We start from the raw sequence: 11,080 nt of genomic DNA, 5'->3' as shown, positions 1-11,080 counted from the left end.
ATGCCTCTTAGTATTCTAGAAGTGTGTCAGTTATTTATCACTTGGGAGTCTTCTTGAAATTTCAATCTCACCTGTTGCATTTTTCACGATGTCGAGATCCAAGAGCTCACTCAATGTCTGCGTGAACGCTTCAGGCGTCGAGATTTCATATACACCCGAGATTTTTTCTGCTGCCAAATCCTCATCACGGATGATTATATCTACATCAAAGTAGCGATTAAATTCCTGCGTTACCTCATGCAGCGCAATATTATCAAAATAGAGCTTATTTTGTCGCCAGAGCGCCATCTTAGCATCATCCATAGTACTCAAATCTAATTGATAGGTTGCCAAATCAAATGATGCTTTTTGCCCCCGACGAACAGTTTTAATTGCATCACTAAAATGGATTTCAACTACACCCGTCTGGACGCTTAGTTCTACCTTTCTTTTTTGTCGATCTACTTCAAAGGATGTGCCTTTAACGACGAATTGAACATCCTCTGAATTCACAATAAATGGCTTAGATTTATCATGTGCGACATCAAGAAATATGCGACCTGTTTTTAAAGACACCAGACGGGAAGTCTGCGTTTGTTCAAAATCAGCTTGCGCACCTCTATCTAGCCAAATTCGACTTTCATCAGCCAATTGAAAATCATCTATTCGCTTTTCAATGGCTGCTAATTGTATCGCAGATTGTACCTGCTTCTGACTGTCAAACTGCGTGCCGAAGAAAACAGCAATGGCCAACCCCGCTGCGATAAGTGCGCCCATTTTACTGTATTTAGACCAAACATGCGGCTTCTTAGGCAAAGCAATAACTTTGCTTGTTGTATCAGCTCTTTTTTCGACCAAACGCATCAATGCGTAATGTTGAGCCAGCGCTTCGGCTGCTAGTTCTTCGCGCGATACCCATTCTTCAAACTGAGCTTGCTGATCCGCATCTAACCCACCTTCAAGCAGACCCGCCCACTCTACAGCTTGCGAAATCACATCTTCTGGGATGACCGTATTGCTATTATTTGTCATGATCATCCCCAGACATAATTTATGAGTTTTGAGTGCGATCTTTTGATCAATTTTCTAACGCGCGCGATCGAAACATCAAGTTCATCAGCGACTTGGGACAGAGTTTTAGATTGTACACGATGAAGCTCAAACGCATGACGTTCATCCTGTTTCAATTTACCTAACCCCTCTTCAAACCTTCGATAGGATTGCTTACCATCCAGCGTATCTTCGAGTGAAAGGTCATCATTTGCGAGACTAAGATCATAAATCGGAACATGCATTCCTATCTGTCTTGTGTGAGAAGCCCTGAACCAATCTGCTACCAAATTGGAAGCCATTGCGAATAGATAGCCTTGGAGGTTCCCGCGTTCTTCATCATTGGAAGATGTCAAAACGCGCGTTGCGAGATCATTCAAACAATCTTCCGCATCTTGATCCGTGGGTAATCGTGATCGAAGGAATTTTTTTAATGCGGGCCGCAAACTTATATAAGATCGCATTAGATCATTTTGAGGTTTCATCCCATGTACTTTCTTTAGTTAGGGGATCAACCAACCCGCTCTGTTTGAAAGGCTTGTTCAATATAATCTCGCCGTTTCAAACCTCAAATGATGAGATAAAAGTACAATTCACAAAAGCTTCACACAAGTAGTCAGTTTTCATCCGTCTTATTGTTTAGGTGTAGTTTTCTCCTACATCCCCAGCACTCTAAACCATCCCCAAGCATCTGAGTTGCAGAGGTAGGTTAACTGAAGATTCCCCCTCATGCGTATGCTTTCTTACCCATAGGATTTATGCCCCTAATCAAGGATGTATTGACAAAGCTAACACTTGTATTAAAAATAAAACAAGTTGGAGCACTGAGTGCAGATCCAATTCATAGCCTTATAGCTCCGCACCAAGGACTTTAAGCCGTTAGAGGGGAAGAAAATGAGCAGTAAACCAGAAATTCGCGGCCTCTATGAAAGCTGTATAGGCGTGCCAAATCTAATTGATGCAATTCGATTTTGGGGACAGTTTGGATACAAAATTGTCGGCCGTGGCGAGTTATCACAGGAAAAAGCCGCCAGCCTCTACAACGTCGACTCCAACCTGCAATCTGTACGCTTGCGCCATCAAAATGCGGATCACAGCTTTATTAGATTAATGCAGTGGGACACACCCAAAAACTATGGAATTGGACCGACCTCTACCTTTCGCCAAGATGGTGGTCGCTGGGGCGTTTTTCTAACCCAAAGCATCTTAAATATACTCAACCATGTCGAAGACGCCATCGCCCAAGGAGAACCTTGGAATACAATTTTTCCTCATTGGCTCCAAGTCTACGCTATGGACAAAGGCGAACCTTTTTTCGATCCGCCATTGGGCGTACGGGAAGGTATAGCGTGTCATCCGTTTTGGCGTCTCGCCATCTTTGAGCGCTATAATTATGAGAAAAAAACATACGGCAACATAGACGAAACCAGCTTTATGAAAGCGAGCCAGTTTACCCATCACGGCATCTTAGTTCGTGCCGACTCGGCCGATGCTCTCAAATTCTACGACCAGACACTTGGGTTGATGCGGCAAAAAGAGCAAACCTTAGGCGGCAAACCCACTTGTTCATCTGGAAACAAAGAGACTTTTGCTCTGTCGGATGATGAAATCTATCACATCCATGACTTCGATGACCCCCGCTCTTCTCTGGAGATTTCTGGACACCTATCAGGAAGGCTTAAAATCGTCCGCATGGAAACCACATCTGACATGCCAGATGTGTATGAGAAGAGCAGCCCCGGCGCATTGGGTATGTCACTTTATACATACCAAGTTCGCGACATAGAAGAATATCGCAAACGCGTAATTGATGGAGGCGCCACTAAAGTTTCCAACATTCAAGACAATGAATTTGGCACCCCTAGCATCACTTTCACTGCGCCAGATGGAAACATTTGGAACCTTGTTGGCGATCTATAAAAAGGACAAATACTATGATGCGAGCTGACCCACATTACCTTGCCCTTGCGCTGCAAATCTCATGTCGCGCAGTCAATGGACTCAGCTCGCGTGAAGCTTCCGAAGAAGTTATGATGCGTACCATTGCGCATGTAGGAAAAGCTATTGCAGGCGCTGCGGGTTTCCATGGAGACCTCGCGCTTGTCGTACTGCCTGAGTATTTTCTAACTGGGCACCCTGCTGGAGAAAGCATTCCACAATGGCGAGACCTCGCTGCTATATCTATGGATGGCCCTCAGATTGAGGCATTGGGAAAAATAGCTGCAAATGCCAACGTTTATTTAGCCGGAAATGCATATGAAGCAGATCCAAACTTCCCCAGCATCTACTTTCAAACATCTTTTATCTTAAACTCATCGGGAGATTTAATCCTCAAATATAGACGCTTGATATCTATGTACACACCGTCACCCTATGACGTGTTGGACCGATATATAGATACATATGGTGAAGATGCTCTATTTCCCGTTATAGATACGCCGCTAGGTAAATTAGCGGCGATAGCTTCCGAAGAGATACTTTATCCTGAAATCGCGCGATGCCTCAGTATGAAAGGCGCAGAGCTGTTTACGCACTCTTCATCAGAGGCAGCTCTAAAAGGGTTATCTCCCAAGAACTTGGCCAAGCGCGCTCGTGCAATGGAGAATATGGCCTATGTCGTGTCAGCAAACTCTTCAGGTATAATTGGCGGGCCAATGCTACAACACTCCACCGATGCCTGCTCTCAAATTGTGGACTATAATGGCCGCGTTATTCTTGAGGCTGAAAATGGAGAGAGCATGAACATCGTGACAGAAATTGACATGGCATCTCTACGTCGTGCTCGGAAAAGGGTTGGAATGAGCAATTATCTTGCGAGACACCCAACAAAGCTGTTTGCCCAGATTTATGCCAATTCGCCTTCATCACAACTCCCCAATGGCTTTATGTCAGAAGATGGAGAAGTGAATGTTCCCGAGCGATCTTTCTTTCGCTCAAGGCAACAAAATGCGATTGAACGCCTAGAAAAGCTCGGTGTGATTTAATTGCAAAGACAGGTATCAAATTAGTGTTTTGGTACCCAAATCATCTTTCCGGTTTCGTGATCTCGTTTAAATGAAATGCCGTACTCATACCGCTCGGGGTGGTACAAACTATCCTGACAATACACAGGCGTACCATCGGGAGTATTAGCGACACCACGCATACGTAACACGGGCGACCCTACCGCAAGCTCAAGGAGGTCAGCGCACTCTCCTTCCGCTAAGCTGGCGGACAGGGAATATTCAGAATTATCTGTGACATATTCAGTGTCATCAAGCCTACGAATGATGAGCTTTGAATCATTGCCTTCTTTGGAAATCAATTTCCCCACATGCGCTGGAAGATAAATTGATGCATACGATATTGGAAGGTTGTCCAAAAGCCGTACGCGGCGGATTAGCAAACACTTTTCACCGCGCCTCAATGCCAATTTTTTTCGTGCAAATTCAGATGGCGCTCTTTCCTCCCACAGCAATGTTTTCACCGTGAATTCGACGTTTTGCGCCACAAGGTCTTCTAGGAAGCCACTCAATTTGTTTTCGTCTTGGCTGAAAGTGTCATCTCTCTGAGCAACGATTGTGCCTTGACCTCGATGCTTTATCACCAAACCATCTTCGACCAATTTCTCCAAAGCGCGACGGACGGTTACCCGCGACATTTTATAAATATCAACCAGTGCATTTTCCGATGGAAGCAAGTCTCCCATAGGGTATTTTCCGCTCTTTATCCCTTCAGATAACAAGACATATAAACGGTGATAGGCTGGCAGAGCAGCGTTATGGTGTTGAGCAGACCCTGCCCTTGAAACGGATTTATCTTTCATGCGGCTCGTATATCTCACTGATTCTAGTTGACGCAAGTTGTTTTATATTGAATACATGTTGTAGTGCCGAAAAACATTTCGGAGATATCATTCTTATGAACGCCTCGTTATCACAATCTGAGTTCAGAGCGTATGAACCGTCAAACAACTTTGACGCTCTTGTCGATGTGAGATCTCCAGAAGAGTACGCAGAACAGCATATTCCAAATTCAATAAACATCCCTCTTGCCGACTTATCAGATGCCCTGCCTCAGTTCACGCAAGGAGCCAGCATTCTGTTCATCTGCAAGAGTGGGCTGCGAAGTATGAAAGCCGTATCCTTTGCTAAAGCGGTAGGCTTCAGTAACACAAAAAGCCTTGAAGGCGGCATCGCCGCTTGGAGTAATTATGTCTCTCAATAGCAAGTTGCCCTATCCGTCGCCAATCCGTGCCTGGACAATGGTGGTTATTCTCACACTCGCATATGTGCTTTCCTTTGTGGATCGATATATTCTGAGCCTATTGGCTGAACCCATAAAGGCAGACTTAAACCTTTCCGACACGCAAATGGGGCTTTTATTAGGACCGGCATTCGCAATCTTTTATGCACTCGTTGGGCTGCCACTAGGTTATCTTGCAGACCGCAAACGCAGAACATGGATCGTCGCAATCGGCATAGCATTATGGTCCTTAGCAACCTCCCTCTCAGGTATCGCGCGTAGCTTCTTTCAACTCTTCATCGCCCGCATGGCCGTTGGTGTAGGTGAAGCAGCACTCAGTCCGTGCACGATGTCTCTAATAGCTGATAGCTTTGCGCAAGAAAAACGAGGCAAACCCATTGCACTATATTCTACCGCAATCTCGCTAGGCGCAGGCATAGCGCTACTCGCAGGTGGTGCGGTCATCGGTTGGGCTATGACAGCTGATCCTATTTCAATCCCCTCTTTCGGTGAACTAAAACCTTGGCAGCTAACCATGATAATAGTCGGCCTGCCTGGGCTTATACTAGCTCCCCTCCTTTTGCTTCTACCAGAACCAAAGAGACGGAATGAAAACATTGCTCCAGGAACATCCCAGCCTACTTACGCAGATACGTTTAAATATATTCTCGCGAGACGTAACTTCTTTCTATGCTTCATATCCGTGTTCTGCCTGATGACAATCATCGGCTATAGCACCTCATGGGGCGCGCCAATGTTCACCCGCACATGGGGATGGTCCATCGTTCAATACAGCCAATGGGCTGGTATTATGTTTATCGTCGTTGGCCCAGTAACTGTAAATTTTGCAGGATGGCTGTCCGACTTTCTGTACAAAAAAGGCATAAATGACGCCCCCATGCTTATCGCTATGGCAGGTGTGCCAATTATGAGCGTTAGCGGTTTTATCTGGCCACTTATGCCAACCCCAGAACTCGCAATCTTTGTCTTGGGCATCACGATGGCAGGCGTCGCACTATCCTCAGCAACGGGAGCGACTGCACTTTTGAACATATTGCCTGCAAACATGAGAGGCCAAGCAATGGCGATATATTATGTTTGTATAAGTTTTTTCGGACTGGGTTTTGGCCCAACAACCATTGGTTTGCTAAGTGACTTCGTCTTCGGAGAAGCACAATTACGATACTCCATCGCAATGTTATCTATCATTTATGGAATTCCCGTCCTCATCCTCATGCCATGGACCCGAAAATCATACAAAGCAGAGTTACAAAAAGTACGTGAATTACAACTCACGGCTCAATCCGATCAAACGACATCAGAAGGCACTTCATAATGATTTCTCTACGTGACTCATTCCCCTTATTGGCTCGCCATGAAGGTATTTGGGAAGGCTGGTACAGATATATTGATGTGGACGGCAATCAAATTGATGCCCACCGCTCTCGTCTCATATGCCGCATCCCAGATGACACGCCAAACATCTACCACCAAACCAATCATTATACTTGGGAAGATGGACGCACCGATATACGGGACTTCAAAGGACATGCAGAAGGTGTGCGTCTTATTTTTAACAATGACATCATCAAGGGATGGTCGGCAGAAGAGCCATTAGACGAGCACCGCCGCACTATGATGTTACATTGGACCAGAGTCGGCGAGCCCGAAATATATCTCTATGAAATGATCCAACTTTCCGATTGCGGGAATTTCCGCACACGCGTTTGGCAATGGCTCAAGAACGGCAAAACTGTTCAACGCACGCTCATTGACGAAGAGCGCATTTCCCACGAATGGCGCGGCGAATAAATATTTCGTCGCCTCACCACCTATAAGCGGGCTTTGAATTAGATGATGAAGAACGTCCCAGAAAATGCAATTTTCTTTTTGAATTCAAAAGAATTGACCAGCCACACACACGCGCTTGCGTGGGGATTGCCATCAAAAACGCTTAGACAAAACAGTGAAACCGGTATTGCGCTAGAAGTCACATTTCCGGAGCAATACAATATCCAAGCGGAGAATGTCGAATTTAACAAAGCAGTTGAAATTTTTCTATTGGAAGGAGAATTGCAATTTCAGGATATTACTCTCAACGCTCGGGATTTTATCCAAATACCTGCAGGAGTCTCAATCCCCCGCCCGGCAGCTAGCAAAAACGCAAGATTTCTTATGTTTTTCGAAGAGGGTAATATTGAATACAAATCAACGGACACTGCCTTGCCACTTATAGATGCCTCTAAATGGCTTATCGTACGCGATGATGAGAATCCTTGGGTTGCAGGAGAAGCTATGAAAAAAGCCGGACGAGATGACGTCCCACTACTTATTAAGCATCTAAAAAATGACCCGCTTAGTGGCGCGCGTTCTCATTTGGTTAGCGTAAAACCAGGTGTGATTGTTCCATGGGAAATGCATCCAGTTGCAGAAGAGGCTTATATAATTGAAGGTGATTACACGCTGGCAGAATGCTTGCCTACCGGTTCAGTTGTCGGAGAATATCTTCAAGGTGGGTATTTCTACAGACCCAAAGGAATTGCGCATAGTGGCCCCAAATCTGGCACTAAAACGGGTGTAACAATGCTTATCAGAACGCCCGGTCCATTGGAGGTGATTTTACTTGAAAATTGCCCATTTGACGAACAATGCCCTCAATAAAACAAAGCTTAAGCGTAAGCGTATTCAATATAGCTACATTCGCTTTTGCTCATCTGAGCCCTCACAATAGAGCACATACTAAGAGTGCTCCACCGTTTAAGAGCCACCATAAGCCTTAACTGCATTGTCTTTGATGATCTTAATCATACGCAAAACACATGGTCGCTGAATACCTTGTCGCCGAACCCCGACATACCCTGTTCGCTTAGGTAAAATTAGTGAATGGGGCAATGATTGTATCAAGCCATTATCTTTAAAGGGACGGAAGCAATTTAGGAGAAGAAAAGTCACAAGCAATTTCGGCGGTATTGTTCGCGCAACCGACATCTAAATTTGATGCCAAGCTTCGTTTATTTTATCAGCAAGACGACGATGGCCCCGCTGCTGCGGGCTTTATCCCTGGACGTTTGGCAGACACTTGCTCAGGCACTACTCGGCAAGGCTTGGACGATCAGGGAAACTCAGTCATCCTAAACCCAACTGGTTTTGTTTGTGGTGATGTTCCCGAACTGGGCAATCTCAACTTTAACCCAATTGATTACAACACAAGCTTGCGCCTGCAAGCATTTGCAGGGGGAAATGCAGATTTCCTCATTAACAATCTATTGAACGCAAATACGATTTCTGGCGTCCCCGAACTAGATCGGTTTGGTTTGCGCCGTGACATGTTTAGGGCATCTCTTAAGACAAACTATGAATTCGAAAACAACATGACGCTCTCAATGTCAGCGTCATACAATGAGAGTCAGGGAGCTTCCCTTCGTGACCTAGATCTTACACCTACAGAATCTTGGTACTCTTACAACGCACGCAAAAGCGAAGACAAAGGTATAGATATATCTCTAACATCATCCGATGGTGGCCGCCTAACTTGGCTTGTCGGCGCAAATTACTACGAGCAGGAATTTCTCACGAGTGCGACTGGAGGCACATTTGTAGCTGCTTGCCCTATCGCTGCTTTCTGCCCTCTCTTCCTCCCGACTGGAAATGATGGTGGAGATTTCGCAGACGTTTCCAGTATATATGGAGCAGCCTCATTTGATATAACAGACAAATTAACCTTAGGTATTGAAGGACGCTTCCAAAGTGAAGATCGGAATGATGGAATATCGACCATCACCCAGAGCTACGAAGAGTTTTTACCTCGCATAACCGCATCTTACGAGGTCTCAGATGCACTCACACTATACGCAAACTGGTCGCAAGGCTTTTTGCCAGGTTTGACCAATGGTGTAATCATCAATTGTAGCCAGCAAGCATATACATCTCCCTTCATTGACCCAAATACAGGTCTTCCAAGTTCACTTTCTGAATGTGATCAAATGCGCGCAACTCTGGGAGCTGATTTCAAGGAATTTACAGACACCCAAACGTTAGACTCCATTGAAATCGGATTCAAAATTGTTGGATTAAACGGTCGCCTAAATCTTAACACGGCTGCCTACTCCTACGATTGGAGCAATCAGCCTAGTACAAATTTTGTGACAGTCTATAGAGATGATGATCTAAATGGCGTTCCAAATGCAACACCCAATACAGTTCAAATTGCTTCATCTGGTAGCTCAAAATCACATGGAGTAGAAGTCGATGCATCCTATGTCGCGACAGACAATCTGCGATTTGATGGCTCTTTGTCCTATAACTCCAACGAATATACAAATTACCTTGGTTTGACGACATTTGCGCGCGCCAATGGTGGGTCTCGAAATTTCCAAGGCAATCGAGCCCCGCGCTTTCCCGAGTGGTCAGGTAATATATCCAGCACATACACTCATCAATTGAATGCTATGTGGGAAATGTTTGTCCGTGGAGATATTGTCTATCAAGGAGAAACTTTTACAAGCTCAGCCAATTTAGCAAAAATTCGACCTTTTGCACTCGCTGATTTTCGTATGGGCCTAGAAAAAGATGATCTTCGATTAGAAATATTTGTGAAGAACATTTTTGATGAAACATCTTGGCGTGGCGGTTTAAGTTACTTTGATGTTGGAAACCCAGCGGACCCAGGGACTTTTGATTTCAATAACCTCGGGGTGACAGTAATCCCACAAGAAAAGCGCACATTTGGGATCAGAGCAGAATTGTCATTCTAACAACTGCACACAAGTAGTAGCCCGCTACTAAAGCGGACTACTATTTCTCACCTCCTCAAATCAAAAACCACATGGATCTCAGGCATCAATTTCAATTCAGAACTGACCTATTGATATCCCTCCCCTTTCAACCGCATACTGCTTGAGTAGAACGTTTCACATTGACTAAATTAATCGACAAAAAACTCTCACGACGCTCGCTTATGCTCGGAGCTAGTGCTGCCTATATCCTAACGATTTCGGGCTGCATAAATACGTCTACAATTGAGGTAGATACGCACAGGAACGTGCCTCCTCAAACATTTGTTTTAGTTCATGGAGCATGGCATGGTGGATGGTGCTGGCGGGAAGTAAAACAACTATTGGAGAGAGATGGACATACCGTATTAACCCCAACTCTATCAGGGTTAGGAAATCGTGCCTCCGAACTCACCCAAGACATTGATCTCGAAACTCATATTTCAAATGTCGTTGACGCAATAATTGCCGCAAAACTCAAAAATTTTGTTCTTGTGGGGCATTCTTATGGCGGCATGGTGATTACAGGCGTCGCTGATCGGCTCCAAAAACAAATTACTCACATTGTGTACCTAGATGCAGCCGTACCAACTGACGGACAATCCATGCTCACAGCTGGGCCCACTAAATCTCATGATGTGCTGGATGCAACCAAGAATGCTTTGTTGTCACTATCTGATGACAATGGGCTATCCATGCGGGTATTTCCTGCCCACGCGCTGGGTATCCCAACGGATCACACCTCTTACAATTGGGTCGTTGAGAATTTAACGCCCAACCCTATGCGGCCATGGTTTTCAACCATTAGATTGGAAAATGGTGGAGCCAAAGACATACCGAAAACTTACGTCCATTGCGTAGCCCCTGTGTTGGAGCAGACGAGCTTCCCATATTTCGCCAAGGTCGCGCAAAGTGACAGTCATTGGAACTATTTAGAAATACAAACAGGACATGAAGCAATGATAACAGCGCCCGAAGAAGTCCATAAAATTCTTATCGAAACCCTATTGATAAACAGACCACAGACTTAAGAATTTCACGTACTCAGTCCTATC

Annotated in this window: 11 protein-coding genes; 8 read left to right on the top strand and 3 right to left on the bottom strand. The window is 45.1% G+C overall.

The window, feature by feature from the left end; genetic code table 11:
- Positions 1 to 30: 30 nt before the first annotated feature.
- Together ACFQS8_RS14295 and ACFQS8_RS14290 are read right to left on the bottom strand one after the other, a co-directional pair.
- Positions 31 to 1,011, bottom strand: a complete 981-nt coding sequence (locus ACFQS8_RS14295) for a FecR family protein (RefSeq protein ID WP_382168526.1) — start codon at positions 1,009 to 1,011, stop codon at positions 31 to 33.
- 2 nt (positions 1,012 to 1,013) lie between these two features.
- Entirely contained in the window at positions 1,014 to 1,493 is a 480-nt protein-coding gene (locus ACFQS8_RS14290; RefSeq protein ID WP_382168648.1) for an RNA polymerase sigma factor, read from the bottom strand.
- 430 nt (positions 1,494 to 1,923) lie between these two features.
- Here ACFQS8_RS14290 and ACFQS8_RS14285 point away from each other — a divergent pair, with 430 nt between their 5' ends.
- Positions 1,924 to 2,949: a VOC family protein gene (locus tag ACFQS8_RS14285; RefSeq protein WP_382168524.1), complete on the top strand. Its 1,026-nt coding sequence runs from the start codon at positions 1,924 to 1,926 to the stop codon at positions 2,947 to 2,949.
- A gap of 14 nt (positions 2,950 to 2,963) precedes the next feature.
- Complete coding sequence (locus ACFQS8_RS14280; protein ID WP_382168522.1) at positions 2,964 to 4,013, top strand: nitrilase-related carbon-nitrogen hydrolase; 1,050 nt, start codon at positions 2,964 to 2,966, stop codon at positions 4,011 to 4,013.
- Positions 4,014 to 4,033: 20 nt separating this feature from the next.
- Here the strand turns inward: ACFQS8_RS14280 and ACFQS8_RS14275 are convergent, their stop codons facing one another.
- Positions 4,034 to 4,834 carry a GntR family transcriptional regulator gene (locus tag ACFQS8_RS14275; protein ID WP_382168520.1) on the bottom strand — a complete coding sequence of 267 codons (801 nt, stop codon included), beginning with the start codon at positions 4,832 to 4,834 and terminating at the stop codon, positions 4,034 to 4,036.
- Between the two features lie 95 nt (positions 4,835 to 4,929).
- On the opposite strand from ACFQS8_RS14275, the gene ACFQS8_RS14270 reads away from it, so the two are divergent.
- The 6 genes from ACFQS8_RS14270 to ACFQS8_RS14245 all read left to right on the top strand — a co-directional run bounded on the left by ACFQS8_RS14270 (position 4,930) and on the right by ACFQS8_RS14245 (position 11,056).
- Positions 4,930 to 5,235 carry a rhodanese-like domain-containing protein gene (locus ACFQS8_RS14270; protein ID WP_382168518.1) on the top strand — a complete coding sequence of 102 codons (306 nt, stop codon included), beginning with the start codon at positions 4,930 to 4,932 and terminating at the stop codon, positions 5,233 to 5,235.
- Positions 5,222 to 6,589, top strand: coding sequence for an MFS transporter (locus ACFQS8_RS14265; RefSeq protein ID WP_382168517.1), 1,368 nt, complete (start codon positions 5,222 to 5,224; stop codon positions 6,587 to 6,589). The genes ACFQS8_RS14270 and ACFQS8_RS14265 overlap by 14 nt, the downstream gene beginning before the upstream one ends.
- Positions 6,589 to 7,065 carry a DUF3598 domain-containing protein gene (locus ACFQS8_RS14260; protein WP_382168515.1) on the top strand — a complete coding sequence of 159 codons (477 nt, stop codon included), beginning with the start codon at positions 6,589 to 6,591 and terminating at the stop codon, positions 7,063 to 7,065. The genes ACFQS8_RS14265 and ACFQS8_RS14260 overlap by 1 nt, the downstream gene beginning before the upstream one ends.
- A 42-nt stretch (positions 7,066 to 7,107) precedes the next feature.
- Positions 7,108 to 7,914 carry a DUF4437 domain-containing protein gene (locus ACFQS8_RS14255; RefSeq protein ID WP_382168513.1) on the top strand — a complete coding sequence of 269 codons (807 nt, stop codon included), beginning with the start codon at positions 7,108 to 7,110 and terminating at the stop codon, positions 7,912 to 7,914.
- A gap of 308 nt (positions 7,915 to 8,222) precedes the next feature.
- Entirely contained in the window at positions 8,223 to 10,007 is a 1,785-nt protein-coding gene (locus ACFQS8_RS14250; RefSeq protein WP_382168511.1) for a TonB-dependent receptor, read from the top strand.
- 161 nt (positions 10,008 to 10,168) lie between these two features.
- Entirely contained in the window at positions 10,169 to 11,056 is an 888-nt protein-coding gene (locus tag ACFQS8_RS14245; RefSeq protein ID WP_382168509.1) for an alpha/beta fold hydrolase, read from the top strand.
- Positions 11,057 to 11,080: the final 24 nt, after the last annotated feature.

The organism is Hirschia litorea (assembly GCF_042665075.1).
GTDB lineage: Bacteria > Pseudomonadota > Alphaproteobacteria > Caulobacterales > Hyphomonadaceae > Hirschia > Hirschia litorea.
Note: the sequence above shows the minus strand (reverse complement) of the source record. Positions and strands in the feature narration are given on the sequence as shown.

Excerpts from the sequence above, each read along its gene's own strand:
- ACFQS8_RS14295 (WP_382168526.1), bottom strand. The coding sequence starts at position 1,011 with ATGACAAATAATAGCAATACGGTCATCCCAGAAGATGTGATTTCGCAA.
- ACFQS8_RS14290 (WP_382168648.1), bottom strand. The coding sequence starts at position 1,493 with ATGCGATCTTATATAAGTTTGCGGCCCGCATTAAAAAAATTCCTTCGA.
- ACFQS8_RS14285 (WP_382168524.1), top strand. The coding sequence starts at position 1,924 with ATGAGCAGTAAACCAGAAATTCGCGGCCTCTATGAAAGCTGTATAGGC.
- ACFQS8_RS14280 (WP_382168522.1), top strand. The coding sequence starts at position 2,964 with ATGATGCGAGCTGACCCACATTACCTTGCCCTTGCGCTGCAAATCTCA.
- ACFQS8_RS14275 (WP_382168520.1), bottom strand. The coding sequence starts at position 4,834 with ATGAAAGATAAATCCGTTTCAAGGGCAGGGTCTGCTCAACACCATAAC.
- ACFQS8_RS14270 (WP_382168518.1), top strand. The coding sequence starts at position 4,930 with ATGAACGCCTCGTTATCACAATCTGAGTTCAGAGCGTATGAACCGTCA.
- ACFQS8_RS14265 (WP_382168517.1), top strand. The coding sequence starts at position 5,222 with ATGTCTCTCAATAGCAAGTTGCCCTATCCGTCGCCAATCCGTGCCTGG.
- ACFQS8_RS14260 (WP_382168515.1), top strand. The coding sequence starts at position 6,589 with ATGATTTCTCTACGTGACTCATTCCCCTTATTGGCTCGCCATGAAGGT.
- ACFQS8_RS14255 (WP_382168513.1), top strand. The coding sequence starts at position 7,108 with ATGATGAAGAACGTCCCAGAAAATGCAATTTTCTTTTTGAATTCAAAA.